We start from the raw sequence: 16888 nt of genomic DNA, 5'->3' as shown, positions 1-16888 counted from the left end.
TCACGCCTCCAACTCCCACCGGCATTCAGCTCCGAGCCTTGCTCGGCGCGGCTGACCTGGCGGCCTGCTCGATCTTCGCGAAGTACGCTGCCCGGGCCTCCTCGTCGATCGGCCTCTCATGTTCGGGGCGCAACCCGGTCCGGCCGTCGAGGCCCTCGCGCAGGATGTCGGCGTGCCCGGCATGCCGGATGGTTTCGCCGAGGACATGGACCATGACTGCGAACAGGTTGGTGTCGGCGTAGGGCTCCGGCCACCATGGCACATGACCGGGGGCGTCGAGGGGGAGCTCGTCGATCGTCGCGTCCGAGTGTTCCCACGTGCGCCGGCAGAACCCGAGGATCCGGTCGCGGGTCTCGTCCGCGGTCGCCCACAGATCGCTGCCGTCGGAGTCCTGCCACCGGGGCAGCGGTTCCGGGGAAGGGCGGTCGAAGACCTCGCCGAAGTACCTGGCCTCGACGGTGGCCACGTGTTTGACCAGGCCGAGGAGATTGGTCCCGGTCGCTGTCAGAGGTCGGCGGGCGTCGTACTCGGACAAGCCGTCGAGTTTCCAGAGCAGCGCCTCGCGGTCCCGGCGCAGTCTCCCGTGCAGGTTGTCCTTCGCGAAATCGTCGATCATGCGGCATGAGCCTGTCATGGGCTGCTCGCGCTCTCAAGATCCGTACGCGGTCCGCAACGGGCAGCAGAGCCGAGGCTCGGGACTCGTGACACAACGAGCTACCGGTATGGCTGTCTGTCATCGGTAAGCACCGCCGGCCGCCTGCCAGGGCGATTGCGCCGTCCCCGAACCCATCCCTCCACCCGACCGACGACAACAGGTCGCCCCGCACCTCCGCGAACGACTGCGGGCGCGCTACGCCTCCTGCAGCAGCAGCGCAGCGGGCCGCTGCTCCCCCGAACCGCGCACGATCAGCCGGGTGGGAACGGTGATGGTGCGGACGCGAGAGCGGTCGCCGTCGAGGCGGGCCAGGGCGGTGGTCGCGGCTGCTCTGCCGATTTCCTCCGGGTCCTGGGCCACGACGGTCAGGGCCGGTTCGAGCACCTCGGCGAGCGGGACGTCGTCGAAGGCGACGAGGGCGACGTCCCTGCGTCCGGTGCGGGCCAGTTCGGTGACGACTCCCAGGGCTACGATGTTGTTGCCGGCGAACAGGGCGGTGGGCGGGTCGGCCAGGCTCAGCAACTCGGCGGTGGCGGTGGCGGCCCCGTGCTGGTCGTGGGCGTTGGTGAGGAGGGAGCGGTCGTAGCCGAGGCCGGCTTCGTCCAGGGCCGCGCGGTATCCGGCCAGGCGCTCGCGACGGGTGTAGAGCTTGGTGGGCAGGTCGCCGACGAAGCCGATGCGCCGGTGGCCGTGGGTGATCAGGTGGGTGACGCCGGCCTGGGCGCCGGCTCGGTTGGAGCTGACGACGCTGTCCGTGGACAGGCCCACTCCGGGACGGTCGAGGAAGACGACGGGCAGGCCCGAGGCGCGGTGGGGCTTGAGGTGGGAGTGGTCGGCGCCGACGGACGGCACGACCATCAGGACGCTGACACGGCGGGCGAGGAACTTGTCCGTCAACGCGCGTTCCCGGTCCGGGTCGTCCGCGGAGGAGCCCATGAGCAGGGTGAGGCCGCGGTCGCGGACGGTGTCCTCGATGCTGCGGGCCACGGCGCCGAAGAAGGGGTTGGCGAGGTCGGGGATGACGAGGCCGACGGTGGTGTCGGGTCCGCCGACGCGGATGTTGCGGGCCATGAGGTTCGGCTGGAAGCCGAGCCTGGCCACGGCGGCGAGCACCTGCTCCCGGGTCTTCGCCGAGGCGGGGCCGTCCTCGTTGAGAACGCGGGAGACCGTCTTGGCGCTGACGCCCACTTCCCGGGCCACGTCTGCGAGGGTGGGGCGGCGTTTGGCTGCCATGGAGTAAACAGTCTCCCCTGCTCGTCGGTTCCGGCCGCGGTGGCGCGGTGTGTCGCCCCCGGCCGGAACCCCTGTCGTAGGTCAGTCGGCCTGAACTCCCGCGGCCTTGGCCGCCTGGGAATCCGCTACGACGGTACCTCCCGCCTCGTCGACGGTGAGCGCTCCGGTCATGATGGCGACGACTTCGGCCATGGAGTGGTCGGACGGCTTGATGACGGCCGCGCGCCTGCCGAGGCGGTGGACGTGGATGCGGTCGGCGATCTCGAAGACGTGCGGCATGTTGTGGCTGATCAGGACGACCGGCATGCCCTTGTCCCGGACGCGGCGGATGAGGTCGAGGACCTGTCCGGACTCCTTGACGCCGAGGGCGGCGGTGGGTTCGTCCATGACGACGACGCTGCGTGCCCAGGCGACGGACCGGGCGACCGCGACGGCCTGCCGCTGTCCGCCGGAGAGGGTTTCGACCGCTTGGGTCAGCGAGCGCAGGCCGATCTTCAGGTCGGCCATGTGCTCGGCGGCCTCCTGGCGCATGCGCTTCTTGTCCAGCATGCGGAAGACGCTTCCGAGGACGCCCGGGCGGAGCAGTTCGCGGCCCAGGAACATGTTCGAGGCGATGTCCATGGAGGCGGCCACGGCGAGGTCCTGGTAGACCGTCTCGATGCCGTGTGCGCGGGCGCTTTGCGGTCCGGAGAAGGCGATGGGTCGGCCGTTGAGGCGGATCTCGCCCGCGTCGGGGGTCAGCGCGCCGGTGAGGGCTTTGATCAGGCTGGTCTTGCCGGCGCCGTTGTCCCCGATGACGGCCAGGACCTCGCCGGGCATCAGGTCGAAGTCGGCGCCGTCGATGGCGGTGACGTGTCCGTACCGCTTGACGAGGCCGCGGGCCTGCAGCACGGGGGTGGGGGTCGCGATCATCGTGCCTTCTTCCGGGAGATCTGGTCGACGGTCACCGCGAGGATCACCAGGACGCCGGTGATCAGCGTCTGGTAGATCGAGGCGACGCCCATCAGCTGCAGGCCGTTGCGGAACACACCGACGATGAGGACGCCGATGAAGGTGCCCAGGACCGAACCGCGGCCGCCGAAGAGGCTGGTGCCGCCGAGGACCACGGCGGTGATGCTGTCGAGGTTGTCGGTCTGGCCGGCCTGGGGGTCGCCGACACCGGTGCGGGAGATGAGCAGGAGTGCGGCGACACCGTAGAGCAGACCCGCCACGGTGTAGACGCCGATGGTCAGGCGGGAGGTTCGGATGCCGTTCAGCCGTGCTGCTTCGGGGCTGTTGCCGAGCGCGTAGACGTGCCGGCCCCATCCGGTGCTGCTCAGGGCGTAGGCGAAGAGGAGGAACAGGCCGATGGTGACCAGCGAGCCGTAGGTGATGTCGGTGTTGCCGAGCGGGAACGTCTCTCCGAGAGCCGTCAGCGGTCCGGGCAGGTTGGTGACGGTCTGTTCCTCGGAGTAGATGTGGGTCAGCGCGAACGCCACGTTGAGCATGCCGAGGGTGACGATGAACGGCGGCAGCGGGATCTTCTGCACCAGCGCCCCGTTGAGCAGCCCGAAGCCGCCGCAGACGACCAGGCCCAGCGCGATGGCGGCGAGCGGTGGCAGGGAGCCCTCGGCGGCCATCTTGGCGATCATGATGCTGCCGAACGCCATCACGGCCCCGCAGGACAGGTCGATGCCCGCGGTGAGGATGATCAGGGTCTGGCCGATGGCGAGGGTGCCCACGACCATGACCTGCTGCACGATCAGCGAGAAGTTCCCGCCGGTGAGGAACTGGTCGGTCGAGAGTGAGAAGAAGGCGCAGGCCAGGAGCAGAGCGACCAGCGGGCCGGTGGTCGGCTGCGTGAGCAGTCTGCGGGCGGTGCTCGGTGCGGTGAGCCCGGCGTACGGCTTGGACGTGTCCGGGGGCGTGGTCGTGGCTGTCATGCGAAGTCCTTGTCGGAAGACAGATGTCCTTGTGCGTCCGCTGTCCTTGTGCGTCCACGTCGGAGGACAGGGGAACAAGGGGGCGGCCGTCCCTGGTTCGGGGAGGGCGGGACGGCCGCCGCGCGGGGGCAGGTGCGGTGTCGTACGGCCTCGGGGGGCTCAGCCCCAGCAGTTCTCGAGGCCGTAGGCGGTGTCCTCGGCCTTGATGCCGGCCTGCGTCGTGTCGGTGATCAGGGTGACGCCGGTGTCGGTGTAGCCCGACGCCTTCTTGCCGTCCTCGGCGTAGGTCACGACGGCCTTGACGCCCTCGGCGGCCATCTTCAGCGGGTACTGCTGCGACGTCGCGGCGATCTTGCCGTCCTTGACCGCCTGGGTCCCGGTGCAGCCGCCGTCGACGGAGACGATCAGCACGTCCTTCTCGCGGCCCTTGGCCTTCAGCGCGGTCCAGGCGCCCAGCGCGGCGGGCTCGTTGATGGTGTAGACGACGTTGATGTCCGGCTCCTTCTGGAGGCAGTTCTCCATCGCCGTCTGACCCTTGGCCTGGTCGCCGCCGGTGTCCTGGGAACACACGACGGAGGGGTCGCCCTCCTTGATGCCGAAGCCCTTCAGGAAGCCGTCGTGGCGCTGGACGCCGACGGACACGCCGGGCGCGAGGTCGAGGGTGGCTATCTTGGCGTCCTTGCCCTTCATTGCGGCCTTGGCGTACGCGCCGATCAGCTCGCCGGCCTTGAGGTTGTCGGTGGCGAAGAGGGCGTCGGCCGCGCTCTGCGGGTCGGTCGGTGTGTCCAGCGCGACGACCATGACGCCCTTGGCCTTGGCCTTCTCGATCGCCGGCACGATGGCCTTGGAGTCGCTCGGAGTGATCAGGATGCCCTTCACACCGGCGGCGACCATGTTCTCGATGGCGGTGACCTGGCCGGCGTTGTCCCCGTCGAACTTGCCGGCCGCGGTCATGAGCTCGACGCCCTCGGCCTTCGCCGCCTTCTCCGCGCCCTCCTTCATCTTCACGAAGAACGGGTTGGTGTCCGTCTTGGTGATCAGGCCGACCTTGACGTCGCCCGGACCGGCGCTGGACGAGCCCGCTCCGGAGCCGGAACCGCAGGCCGTGAGGGTGAGGGCCGCGACGCCCGTGACAGCGGCGGCTCTGAGGAGTGAGGAGGACAGGCGGGTGGTGCGAGACATGTTCGACTCCTGAGGGATAGCGGGCGGCACGGAGGCGGGAGCAGCACAGGCCGCCCGAGATGTCAGCGTTGACTTATGTCATCGTTGACACTGCTTGCCGAGGATGATGGACTCCGGCTCCCGGCAACGTCAATGCCTTGCACGAGACACAAGTCCGTAACGGCCGCGGCGGATGCCCGTACCGTGCCCGCTTTCCGCCCGCGCGTTCGCAGAGAAGAGCCGCCCATGAGCAGCCCACGCCAGATCACCGTCCTGGGAGAGTGCGTCGCGGACGCCTTCACCGAACCGGCGGACACCCCGGGCGAACTCGCCCTGCGGGTGCTGCCGGGCGGAGGGCCCGCGAACACGGCCGTGGCCCTGGCCCGCTTGGGCACTCGGGCGCGCTTCCTCGCGCGGCTGTCCGGCGACGTGTTCGGCCGCCTGTTCCGGGCTCACCTGGAGTCCTCCGGGGTGGACCTGTCCAGCGCCGTAGCAGCCGCGGAAGCCAGCACGCTGGCCGTGGCGGAGCTGGACGAGCGGGGGCAGGCCGCGTACTCCTTCCACGCGCAGAACACGGCCGACTGGCAGTGGACAGCCGAGGAACTGGCGCGGGCGGACCTGTCCGGGACCGTCTGCGTGCACACCGGTTCCCTGGCCCTGGTCCGGGAACCCGGCGGGGCGGCGGTGGAGGACTTCCTGGCCGCATCGGCCCCTCGGGCCACCATCAGCATCGACCCCAACGTCCGGCCGCTGCTGGTGGATCCCGGCGTCTACCGTGCCCGGCTGGCGCACTGGTGCGCCCTGGCCGATGTGCTGCGGCTGAGCGAGGACGACCTGCACCTCCTGCTGCCGGGCACGCCGCCCGGGCAGGCGTGCGACACCTGGCACGCAGCCGGGACGCGGCTCGTCGTGATCACGCTCGGCGCGGACGGCGTCCTGGCCTCCCTCGACGGCGAACGCATCACGGTGCCCGCCGTACCCACGAACGTCGTCGACACGGTGGGGGCGGGAGACTCCTTCACCGCCGGGCTGCTGCACCACCTCGCCGCCCAGGGACTCCTCGGCGGCAGACTGACGGAACTCCGTCTCGGCGACGTCGCGGACGCCTGCCGGTTCGCCGCCAGGGTTGCGGCCCTGACCTGCTCGGTCGCCGGCCCCAACCCGCCCTGGCACAGTCAGTTGGAGCAGCTCGCCACCGCCGGCCGCTCATGACGTACCGGCGCGCCGCCGGCCGGTGACCGGCGTCCGGACGGTTGACGCGTCGGCCGGACTGCCCCCATCATCGGGCCACTCGATGTCATCGCTGACACAAGTCATCGATGACACGTCCTCCTCTTCGGGTGCCGTGCACGTCGGCGCCCGTGAGGCGTCAACCCTTCGGCTGGTTCCGCGCCGGGGCAGCAGGCCCCGCAGTCCGACAGCCGCAGCACAGGAGACCCCATGAGCTCTGGACGTGTAACCCGACATGCCCGCACCCGGCTGATCGCGGCGGTGGCAACCGTCTGCGCCCTCTCCGCGGCCCCGCTCGCCCCCCAGGCCCTCGCCGCCGACCCCGAGCCGTATTCCGAGACGTACCGGCCCCAGTTCCACTTCACCCCGCAGAAGAACTGGATGAACGACCCGAACGGCCTGCTCTATCACCAGGGCGAGTATCACCTCTTCTACCAGTACAACCCCAACGGCAACTCCTGGGGGGACATGTCCTGGGGGCACGCGGTGAGCAAGGACCTCGTGCACTGGAAGGAGCTGCCGCTCGCCCTGTCGCACGACGACCAGGAGATGGTCTTCTCCGGCAGCGCGGTCGTCGACCGGAACAACACCACCGGGTTCGGCACAAAGGAGAACCCGCCCATGGTGGCGGTCTACACCAGCGCCTACAGGAACGGCGGCAGGCAGGCCCAGTCGCTCGCCTACAGCACCGACCGCGGCCGCACCTGGACCAAGTACCAGGGCAATCCCGTGCTCGACATCGGCTCCGGCGAATTCCGCGACCCCAAGGTCCAGTGGTACGCACCCACCCAGAGCTGGCTGATGACGGTGTCGCTGTCCACCGAGCACAAGGTGCGGTTCTACTCGTCGAAGAACCTCAAGGACTGGGACCTGCTCAGCGAGTTCGGCCCGGCCGGCGCGACCGGCGGCGTGTGGGAGTGCCCCGACCTGTTCCCCCTCGCGGTCGACGGGGACCCGCACCACATCAAGTGGGTCCTCGTCGTCAACATCAACCCCGGTGGCATCGCGGGCGGTTCGGCCGCGCAGTACTTCATCGGCGACTTCGACGGCACGAAGTTCACCGCCGACGACAAGGGCACCTACACCCCGCCCACCGGGAAGATCGTGCAGGACTTCGAGGGCACCGGCTTCGGGACCTGGACCGTCACCGGCACCGCGTTCGGCGACGGGCCGTCGGCCGGTGCACTCGCCGGGCAGGGCACCGTCGACGGCTTCGACGGCAAGGGCCTCGCCAACAGCTTCCACTCGGGAGACGGCACCACCGGCACCCTCACCTCCCCCGCATTCACCGTCGACAGCCCCTACCTCAACTTCAAGGTCGGCGGCGGGCGCCACCCGCACGAGCCGGGAACCGTCCTGGAGCAGGGACTGCCACCCGCGGGCACGGTCCTCGCCGACTTCGACGGCGGCAGCTACGACGGCTGGACAAGGACCGGAGACGCCTTCGGCACCGCGCCCGCCACCGGCACTCTCCCCGGCCAGCAGGAAGTCTCCGGATTCCTGGGCGGCGGCCTGGTCAACACCTTCCTGAACGGCGACTCCACCACCGGCACCCTCACCTCACCCGAATTCACCCTCGACAAGAAGCACATCAACTTCCTCATCGGCGGCGGCCATCACCCCGCCGGCACCGCCGCACCCACCGCCGTGGAACTCCTCGTCGACGGCCACGTGGTGCGCAGCGCCACCGGAAGCGACGCCGAGGCGCTCAACTGGGCCTCATGGGACGTCAGCGACCTCGCCGGCAAGAAGGCCCGGATCAGGATCGTCGACGACAACACCGGCGGCTGGGGACACATCAACGTCGACCACATCGTGCTGTCCGACACCAAGGCCCAGCCCGTCTCCCGGGAGACGTCCGTCAACCTGATCGTCGACGGTCGGGTCGTCAGCAGCGCCACCGGCTCCAACAGCGAGACCCTCGACTGGGCTTCCTTCGACCTGCGCCCCTACGCCGGAAAGAACGCCCAGATCCAGGTCGTCGACATGAACACCGCCGGCTGGGGCCACATCCTGGCCGACCAGTTCACCGCCGCCGACAAGCCCGCCGAGTCCGCCCTGCAGCGCGTCGACTGGGCGGACTACGGCAAGGACTACTACGCGGCGGTGTCCTGGGAGAACACGCCGGGCGGCAAGCGCTACATGATCGGCTGGATGAACAACTGGGACTACGGCGGTGCCATCCCCACCTCCCCCTGGCGAGGCGCCCAGAGCACCCCCCGGGAAATGGCGCTGCGCACCGTCGACGGCCGGATCCGCCTGACCAGCAAGCCGGTGAACAGCCTGAAGTCCCTGCGGCAGGGGCCCCCGGCGACCGCGGCCGGCATCACCGTCACGAGCACCACCGAACCCCTTGCCGGCCCCGCGGCCAAGGGCACGGCACTCGACATCGAGGCCACCTTCTCCCTCGAGGACGCCGAACGCTTCGGCCTGAAGGTGCGCACCGGCGCAGCGGGTGAGGAGACAGTCATCGGCTACGACACCACGACGCAGGAGCTGTACGTCGACCGCACCCGCTCCGGCGCCGTGGACTTCAACAGCTCCTTCCCCGGCGTCCAGCGCGCCCCCCTGGAGACGAAGGACGGCAAGGTGAAGCTGCGGATCCTCGTCGACTGGTCGTCCGTCGAGGTGTTCGGCGGCAACGGCGAAGCGGTGATCACCGACCAGATCTTCCCCGACCCGGCCAGCCAGGGGGTGGAGGTCTTCGCCGAGAACGGCTCGGTGACGCTGGAGCGGGCCCATGTCTGGCACCTCGGCTCCTACCGCGACTGACCCTCACACCGCATCCCGACCGAAGGACACCACACCGTGAACAAGACCCTGCTCGCCGAGTTCACCGCACGCGAGGGAGCGCAGGACGAGGTCGCCGGCCTCGTCCGTGACTACGCCGAGAAGGTACGCGAGGAGGACGGGAACCTCGCCTTCGAGGTCTACACCAAGGTCTCGAACCCGCGCGCCTACCGGATTCTCGAGGCGTACCGGGACGAGGACGCCTTCCAGGCCCACCTGAAGGCTCCCTATGGCGGTCCCTTCAACGCCGCCCTCGCCCCGCTGATCGAGGAGGACGCCTCGGTGCTGACCTTCCTCGATCCGCTGGCCTGACCTTGGGGCTGACCTTCCTCGATCCGCTGGCCTGACCTTGGGGCTGACCTTCCTCGATCCGCTGGCCCGACCTCGGGGCTGACCTTCCTCGATCCGCTGGCCCGACCTCGGTGCGGGCCACCTCAAGGGCGACAAGGAGGATGCGGCCGCCTGCGGGGAGCGCGCGTCCGGCACGGACCGTGTCGGACGCACCCCGCCTTCACCCCTGTCCGCAGCCTGCCGCTCCGCGCGCCGTGGACGGAGTGAGAGCCGGGCCACGGGGCGGCGGGAGCGGGGACGGCGAAGGCATGAACGACTCGGCTCACCAGCGGGTCCCACACCGCCGCTCGTTTCGTGTTCAACGGGCGCGCGGCGGGCACTCTTCGCCATCTTCAGTGCCTTCGGGAGCGTCAGACGTCCGGCGACGTCAGAATCCCAGCCCGGCCCGTCAAGCCCGGAGTGGCTCAGAAGCACTGCTGTATGAGGCCGTGATACGTCACGTTATTCGCAAAGATCCAGCCTCTGGTCCAGTTCGGGTACGCGCTGACGTAGAACCATGTGCTGCCTAGCCGGTTGTTGTAGTGACAGTAGATGGTCATGGTGTAGCCCTGATAGAGCGTTTCCCTCGTACCGCAGTCGGCGTACGGCCCTGGACGCAAAGGGGCGGTCGCGTTCTTGACCTCGCCCCACCCCGGCTCATACGCCTCGGGGTCCGGAGTCGATGTCGTGTAGCAGGTCAAGGTCGCTGTGTCGCCCAGCGCCTCCGCCGACGCCGTGGCCGCCGGCATCGTCAGCACCACGGCGGCGGCGACCACGGTCATCGTCGCTCTTGCTCGCCTGAACAGCAGACGCACCGTTCCTCCCATCAGTGGGTGATCCGAGGCATGCGGCGAACTCGGCGCCCGCTCAACCACGTGGGCTCGACCGCCGAGCCAGTCCCATCGTTCCTGACCACCGTCCAGGGCGGACAGAACGAGAATTGGTCATCCGGCCTTCTCCGCGAGTGGCGTCCCTTCGTGAGTGCCGCGTGCTGCTCGGATCTCACACCGTGGCTGCCCTTCCCTCAGCAGCGAGATGCCGAGCGCCTCGGCGAACGGGGTTGCCGGAACTCGCCTAGGACCGGCCCGTCTACGATCAGCCGATATGGACTGGCTGGAGCGGATGGCGAAGCTGAGGCAGTGGACCAGGAGCGGAACGCGCGCTCCGCACAAGCCGCTGCTGCTCCTGTACGCCCTCGGCCGGTTCCAGGAGGACGCCGACGGCGGCCTGCGATACACCGCGGTGGAGCAGGACCTGCAGCGACTGCTCACCGAGTACGGGCCACCCCACAAGACGACACCCGCCTATCCCTTCCACCACCTGGTCAGCGACGGCGTGTGGGAAGTCCGCACCGATCGCGGCCCGGGCAGCCCCGGCAGCGGCGTACGGGACCTCCGCGAGACGGGCGCCACGGGGCAGCTCGCGCCGGACTTGAGAGCGGCCCTGCGCCGTGAACCCGCCCTGCTCGGCAGAATCGCGCGCTTGCTGCTCGACCAGCACTTCCCACCCTCTCTGCACGGGGAACTGTGCGAAGCCGTCGGGCTGGGACTCGAGCCGGCGGAGGCCGAGCAGCTTTCGGCGGTGCGCAGGCAGCGGGACCCGCGGATGCGGGACCTGGTGCTGACCGCCTACGAGTACCGGTGCGCCTTCTGCGGATACGACGGCAGGATCGGCGCGGTGCCGGTCGGGCTGGAGGCCGCCCACGTGCGCTGGTGGACGTTCGGCGGACCCGACGAGATCGACAACGGACTGTGCCTGTGCGCGCTGCACCACAAGCTCTTCGACAAGGGCGTCCTCGGCGTGGGAGAGGATCACCGCATCTTGGTCTCACAGCGCTTCGTCGGTCACAGCCCCGCAGCCCGGGAGCACGTCATAGCCCTCGCGGGCCGTCCGCTCATCGGCCCTCAGCCCGGTTCGCGCCCTGTTGCCGCAACCCACCGCGACTGGCATGCCCGGCAGGTCTTCCACGGCGAACCGCGCCCTGCCACGGCCGGCTGACCCCGGCAGCCACCCGCGAGACACCCCTTTCGAGGCCGCACCGCACTACCTCACGTACCGGCTGCTGGTCCGCGACGAGCGAGGCCAGGAGCCGTCCGATCAGCTGGCCCGGATGCTTCGGCGGCCCACCGATGACGGGGCGATGACATGGCGCTGACGGCACCGGCCTACCGTTTCTCATGGGCAGAAGGGTGCAAAATCGGCACAGAAGGGGCTATCCATGACCTCGCTTCTCGAGTACCGGAGCAACCGGATCGTCGAACTGATGGAGGAGCCCGCCGAGCACCGCGACGCCGACTGGCTGAAGGAGTCGCTTCAGCAGGCGATGATGCTGGAACTCGCCACCCTCCCCCCGTACTTGTCCGCGATGTGGTCCATCGAGCCCCAGAGCGGCGAGGTGTTGAAGGCGTTCAAGCGGATCGTCTTCGACGAGATGTCCCATCTCGGCCTCGCCGGGAACATGCTCACCACCATCGGTGGAGTCCCCCGCCTCGGCGACGTCCACGCGGTGCCGAAGTACCCCGGGCCGCTGCCCGGCGGCGTACGTCCGTCGCTGACGGTCTTCCTGAGCGGGCTGTCGAAGGAGTCCCTCGATCTGTTCGCCCGGATCGAGGAGCCCGACAACCCGATCGCGGACGCGGCTGCCCAGTCGCACACCTCCATCGGCGCGTTCTACACCGCGATCCTGGAGGCGTTCCGGGACCACGCGGACCTGATCACCGGAGGTCACCAGCTCATCCGGGACATGGAGCACCATGGCGCGGGGAACAGCCTCGTGGCACTCAACTCGCTCGCCGACGTCGAGGCGGCGATCGACGTGATCAAGGAGCAGGGCGAGGGCATCGGCGCCTCGCCGGAGAACCCGCACCCCGGAGTGACCGGCGAGCTCGCCCATTACTTCGTCTTCCGGGAGCTGTTCCGAGGCCGCAAGCTGGTCAAGGTCGCCGAGAACCCGGACCGGTGGGACTTCTCCGGGGACGTCATCGCGATGCCGGGCACCCGCCCGATGGGCACGGTGCCCGACGGCGGCTGGGGAGCGCCGGGCCAGCCGGCCCCCGACGCCGAGACACAGGACCTGCTGGACCAGGGCAACCAGGCGTACAGCCGGATGCTGGACCATCTGGAGGACGCCTGGCAGGCGAACGACCCGGACACGGCGTCCGGCTTCCTCGACGAAGCCGTCTTCAAGATGGTCAGCCTCAGAGGACCGGCTCGGACACTGATGCTCCGCGAGGTCCCGGGCGGCGACGGCAGGACCTACGGACCGGAATTCCGCTACGTCGAGGGCTAGGACGGACGATGCCGTGTGGGGACCACACGGCAGAAGCCGCCCTCACTCCCCCGGGCCCGGTGGGCTGGCGGCCCTCGCGCCCCCCGCGGACAGTGGCAGAAAGACCCCGCCCGGAAGGCCCGCCGCCCATGTCCGGACCCGTGGAACCCCTGCCCGACTGCGCCGACGACCCCACCGGCGCACTGCGCGCCATGTTCGTGGACCTCGTACAGGGCAGGCGGATCGCGCAGGGGCAGGAACCCGCGCTGCGGCCCGTCTTCCTCAAGGCCCACGGCTGCGCCCGGGGCGTCCTCACCGTCGACACCGATCTGCCGGAGGAGCTGCGCGTCGGCTTCCTGGAGGTCGCCCGTGCCCAGGGCGGGCTGACCGCCTGGGTGCGGTTCTCCAGCGACACCGTGCCCTCCCGGTCCGACCTGCGCACCACCCTCGGCATCGGGATCAAGCTCTTCGGGGTGCCAGGCGCGAAGCTCCTGGCGGACGACAGTGCCGCGGACACCCAGGACCTGCTGCTCCAGAACCACGACGTGTTCTTCGTCGACACCGCCCGTGACATGTGCGAATTCACCCGGGCCGGGGTGGTCGACAACACCGCCCAGGCCTACCTGGACAGTCACCCGGTCACCCGGACGATCCTCCAGGACATGGCCAAGGCCGAGAAGAGCACGCTGACGGCCACGTACTGGAGCGTGCTTCCGTACGGCTTCGGGGACGAGCGGCACGTCAAGTACAAGCTGGTCCCCGCGGGCTGCCCGGACGGAGATCCGCAGGCGGTGCCGCCGGACGAGGACCCGTCCTTCTTCCGCGGCGACCTGCGGCACCGGCTGGCCGCCGGGGAGGCGGCCTTCGACCTGTTCGTACAGCTGCGCACCGAACCGGACGGTATGCCTCTGGACCGGGCCACGGTCCGCTGGGAGGAGGCGGTGAGCGCTCCGGTGCGGGTGGCCAGGCTGACCCTGGATCAGCAGAACACCGAGGCGCGCGGCCAGGCCGCGTACGGCGAGAACCTCGCCTTCAACCCCTGGCACTCCCTGCCCGAGCACCGCCCGGCCGGCAGCATCGCCGAGGCCCGCCGGGACGTGTACCTCGCCTCGGCCGCCCGGCGGCGCGACGCCAACGGCGTCCCCGCGACCGAGCCCGGCCCCGCCCGGCCGGCCTCCGACGAGCCGCCCGGCCGCGACAGCCGAATCGTCCGCGCCGCCATCCACCCTGCGATCGGCGTGGCCCGGGTCGGTGACAGCGCCGAGGGGTTCTTCCTCGCCCCCGAGGTCGACGACGCGCCCACCGAGGCGTCGTACAAGGACGCGACCGGGGCCCTCAAGCGGCAGGCGGTCCGCTTCCGGGTGTACGGCTTCAACGCCGCCGGGGAGCCGGTCGCCGAGCTGACCGCGGACAACGCCGACCTGCGGTGGACCGTGCACGTGGCCAACAAGAAGGCCGCCTGGTACCGGTTCCAGACGGCCCTGGACATCCCGGAGGCCGCCCAGGCCGAGGAGAGCGGACTGCGCAACGCCACCGTCCTGCCCAGGAGCCGGCTGGTCATCGACCCCGGCTCCCGGTCGGTGCGCGGCCGCGACCGGGCCGGGCTGCCCGAGCTCCGGTTCGACACCGGCACGTTCATGGGCACCCCCGTCTACCTGGGCGAACTGCGCACCGACCGGGCCGGCCGGCTCCTCTTCCTCGGCGGCCGCGGCAAGGCGGCCTCGGCGGACAACCTCCCCGCCACCGACTTCGCCAACAACGACGGCTGGCACGACGACATCGCCGACGGGCCGGTGCGGGCCGAGGTCCGGATCGACGGCCGGACCATCCCCGTCGAGCCCGCCTGGGTCGTCGTCGCGCCCCCCGACTACGCGCCCGGCCTCAAGTCCGTCCGCACGCTGTACGACCTGCTCCGCGACACCTACGTGACGGCCGGGCTGCTGCCGCGCCCGCAGCAGGTCTCCTTCACCCACGACGTACTGCCGGTGCTGAGGCGGCTGTGCGACCTTCAGTGGGTCAACCACGGGATCGCCGTCCGGTTCGGCCACGGCGGCCGCGACCATCTGCTGGCGCCCGAGCGGCTCGCCCGGCTGGCGAGCAAGGACCCGGTGAACAAGGAGCTGCGGCGCCAGGTCTGGGCATCACTGCGGCACCTCGACCGCGACGGCATGTCCACCGTCCCCTGGCCCCCGGTGTACGGCGACGCCGTGAATCTGCCGCCGGTCTCCCCCCGCCAGCACCTCGCCCTCTCCCCCCTCCAGTACGACCTGCTGATGCGCTGGATGAACGGCTCCTTCGTCGAGGACTTCGACCCGGCCGCCACCCCGGTGACCAGGCTGGAGGACGTTCCGCTCGCCGAGCGCCCCGCGACGCTGGACCGGGCCGCGCTGTCGTCCTGCCTCGCCGACGCCTTCCATCCCGGCTGCGAGCTCACCTGGCCGATGCGGCACGCCACGATCTACTCGGCGCCCTTCCGGATCAAACACCGCGACCCGGGTCTGCCCGACCAGAGCTACGGCCGGGTCCTCACGCCCCAGGCCGCGCTCGGCGTCGACGGCCCGCTGTACGCGCAGGGTCCCGGCCACCTCACCCGGTGGATGGCCGTCCCCTGGCACACCGACACGGCGAGCTGCCGCTCCGGCTACGACCAGGGCTTCGGGCCCCGTTACGACCCGTACCTGCCGACGTTCTGGCCGGCCAAGGTGCCCAATCACGTCCTAGCCGAGGAGGAGTACACGATCGCGACGGATCCCGCGCGGCCCCAGGAGGAGCGCCGGCTCGCCTTCGAGCGCAGGTCCGTGTGGCTGCGCTGGCTGCCCACCGGCTACGCGACCCAGATCAACGACATGGTCCGGGACTTCGGCAAGCTCGGGATCGTCGAACGCCGCCCCGGGCCACAGGACACCCCCGGGCTCCCGGAGACCATGCTGGTGGAGTCCGAAGTGAGCTTCCCTCCCGAGCCCGCACCGCCCCGCGAACGCAATCTGGTCACCGTGCATGTACCGGAGGCCATCGACCCGGAGGTACGGGCCGACGCCGTGGCCACGGCCGCCATGATGGCCGAGCCGCCCGACGAGGAGGTCTCGACCGGCTTCATCAACAAGATGACCCGCTTGTCGGGCGGCCGGTGACGGGCGGCTGCGACGCGGTCGTGACGGCCGGCTGCGACGCCATCGTGGCGGGCGCCGGGCCGGCCGGGTCGGTCGCGGCGCTGTGCCTGGCCCGCGCGGGCCGCCGGGTCCTGCTCCTCGACCCCCGCCCGCGGGACCTCCCCGGGCCGAGGGGAGCGGGCCCGTACCGGATCGGCGAGACCCTGCCGCCCGGCGCCCGGCCTCTGCTGCGCGACCTCGGGCTGCTGGCCGGGCTCGACGCCGACGGGCACCTGCCCTGCACCGGCACCGACGCCGCCTGGGGTTCGGAGCAGCTGCACGGGCGCGCTCACGTCATGGACCCGCACGGGCACGGCTGGCATCTGAACCGCGTCCGCTTCGACGCGTTCCTGCGCGGCGCGGCCGAGGACGCCGGGGCCCGGCCCGTGTGCGGCGTCGCGGTGCGCCGGACCGGCCGGCCGGGAGCGTGGCGTCTGGTGGTCCGCGAGCGCGGGGTGGAGCGGGAACTGCCCTGCGCCTGGCTGGTGGACGCCACCGGCCGGCGCGCGCTGATCGCCCGGCAGGGCGCCGTACGGCTGCGGCAGGACCGGCTCGTCGCCGCGCACGCCCTGCTGCCCGGCCCCGCAGCGGCCGACCACGACCTGCGCACGCTCGTCGAGTCGGCGCCGGGCGGCTGGTGGTACACCGCGCGGGTGCCGGCCGGGCGGCTGGTCGCCCACCTGACCGATCTCGACCTGGTCGAGCCCCGACTGCGCACCGCCGCCGGTTTCCTGGAGGCGGCGGCCGGCACCCGGCACGTACGGACCCGCCTGGAGGGCTACGCCGCCGGGCAGCTGCCGGAACCGCGTTGGGCGCCGGCCCACGGGCAGCGTCTCGACCCGCCGGCCGGGCCCGGCTGGGTGGCCGCCGGGGACGCCGCGCTCGCCTGCGACCCGCTCTCCTCCCAGGGAATCCTCACGGCCCTGCACACCGGCGCCCGGGCGGCCGCGGCCGTCGACGGCTCCCTGCGCGGCGAGGCGGGCGCCCTGACCGCGTACCGAGCCTTCGTCGACGGGATCGCGGCGCGCTACCTCGCCCTGCACGCCCTGGCCTACGCCGACGAAACCCGCTGGGCGTCGTCGCCGTTCTGGGCACGGCGCCGCACGGCGGTGACGGCCCTGTCCGGGGTCCTCACGCCGGGTTGAGGCAG

At 70.9% G+C, this 16888-nt stretch carries 13 protein-coding genes; 7 read left to right on the top strand and 6 right to left on the bottom strand.

The window, feature by feature from the left end; translation table 11 throughout:
- Positions 1-25 precede the first annotated feature (25 nt).
- From ACIGXJ_RS09350 to ACIGXJ_RS09330, 5 genes are all read right to left on the bottom strand, one after another.
- Entirely contained in the window at positions 26-616 is a 591-nt protein-coding gene (locus ACIGXJ_RS09350; RefSeq protein ID WP_399642731.1) for a DinB family protein, read from the bottom strand.
- Positions 617-850: 234 nt separating this feature from the next.
- Positions 851-1888 carry a LacI family DNA-binding transcriptional regulator gene (locus tag ACIGXJ_RS09345; RefSeq protein ID WP_399642730.1) on the bottom strand — a complete coding sequence of 346 codons (1038 nt, stop codon included), beginning with the start codon at positions 1886-1888 and terminating at the stop codon, positions 851-853.
- A gap of 81 nt (positions 1889-1969) precedes the next feature.
- On the bottom strand, positions 1970-2800 hold the full coding sequence (locus ACIGXJ_RS09340) for an ATP-binding cassette domain-containing protein (RefSeq protein ID WP_399642729.1): 831 nt from the start codon (positions 2798-2800) through the stop codon (positions 1970-1972).
- Positions 2797-3810, bottom strand: coding sequence for an ABC transporter permease (locus ACIGXJ_RS09335; RefSeq protein WP_399642728.1), 1014 nt, complete (start codon positions 3808-3810; stop codon positions 2797-2799). Before ACIGXJ_RS09335 ends, ACIGXJ_RS09340 begins: the two co-directional genes overlap by 4 nt.
- Before the next feature lie 159 nt (positions 3811-3969).
- The gene (locus ACIGXJ_RS09330) at positions 3970-4992 is read right to left on the bottom strand and encodes a sugar ABC transporter substrate-binding protein (RefSeq protein ID WP_399642727.1); all 1023 of its coding nucleotides are present in this window, start codon (positions 4990-4992) and stop codon (positions 3970-3972) included.
- Between the two features lie 225 nt (positions 4993-5217).
- On the opposite strand from ACIGXJ_RS09330, the gene ACIGXJ_RS09325 reads away from it, so the two are divergent.
- The 3 genes from ACIGXJ_RS09325 (at position 5218) to ACIGXJ_RS09315 (ending at position 9303) form a co-directional block, all read left to right on the top strand.
- Positions 5218-6183 (top strand): carbohydrate kinase, encoded by a 966-nt coding sequence (locus ACIGXJ_RS09325; protein WP_399642726.1) that lies wholly within the window; start codon positions 5218-5220, stop codon positions 6181-6183.
- A 228-nt stretch (positions 6184-6411) separates the two neighbouring features.
- On the top strand, positions 6412-8973 hold the full coding sequence (locus ACIGXJ_RS09320) for a GH32 C-terminal domain-containing protein (RefSeq protein WP_399642725.1): 2562 nt from the start codon (positions 6412-6414) through the stop codon (positions 8971-8973).
- Positions 8974-9009: 36 nt separating this feature from the next.
- Complete coding sequence (locus ACIGXJ_RS09315; RefSeq protein WP_399642724.1) at positions 9010-9303, top strand: putative quinol monooxygenase; 294 nt, start codon at positions 9010-9012, stop codon at positions 9301-9303.
- A gap of 443 nt (positions 9304-9746) precedes the next feature.
- On the opposite strand, the gene ACIGXJ_RS09310 is transcribed toward ACIGXJ_RS09315, so the two are convergent.
- Entirely contained in the window at positions 9747-10103 is a 357-nt protein-coding gene (locus ACIGXJ_RS09310) for a hypothetical protein (RefSeq protein ID WP_399642723.1), read from the bottom strand.
- Between the two features lie 322 nt (positions 10104-10425).
- Here ACIGXJ_RS09310 and ACIGXJ_RS09305 point away from each other — a divergent pair, with 322 nt between their 5' ends.
- The 4 genes from ACIGXJ_RS09305 to ACIGXJ_RS09290 all read left to right on the top strand — a co-directional run bounded on the left by ACIGXJ_RS09305 (position 10426) and on the right by ACIGXJ_RS09290 (position 16883).
- Entirely contained in the window at positions 10426-11319 is an 894-nt protein-coding gene (locus ACIGXJ_RS09305) for a phosphorothioated DNA-binding restriction endonuclease (RefSeq protein WP_399642722.1), read from the top strand.
- 220 nt (positions 11320-11539) lie between these two features.
- The gene (locus ACIGXJ_RS09300) at positions 11540-12610 is read left to right on the top strand and encodes a ferritin-like protein (RefSeq protein ID WP_399642721.1); all 1071 of its coding nucleotides are present in this window, start codon (positions 11540-11542) and stop codon (positions 12608-12610) included.
- A gap of 128 nt (positions 12611-12738) precedes the next feature.
- Positions 12739-15720, top strand: coding sequence for a LodA/GoxA family CTQ-dependent oxidase (locus ACIGXJ_RS09295; protein ID WP_399642720.1), 2982 nt, complete (start codon positions 12739-12741; stop codon positions 15718-15720).
- Between the two features lie 20 nt (positions 15721-15740).
- A complete protein-coding gene (locus ACIGXJ_RS09290) occupies positions 15741-16883 on the top strand; it encodes an NAD(P)/FAD-dependent oxidoreductase (RefSeq protein WP_399642719.1) in 1143 nt (380 codons plus the stop codon).
- The last annotated feature ends 5 nt before the right edge of the window (positions 16884-16888 follow it).

The organism is Streptomyces sp. NPDC053367 (genome assembly GCF_044545925.1).
Classification (GTDB): Bacteria; Actinomycetota; Actinomycetes; order Streptomycetales; family Streptomycetaceae; genus Streptomyces.
The sequence above is the reverse complement of the archived record's forward strand: the minus strand, read 5'-3'. Positions and strand labels throughout refer to the sequence as shown.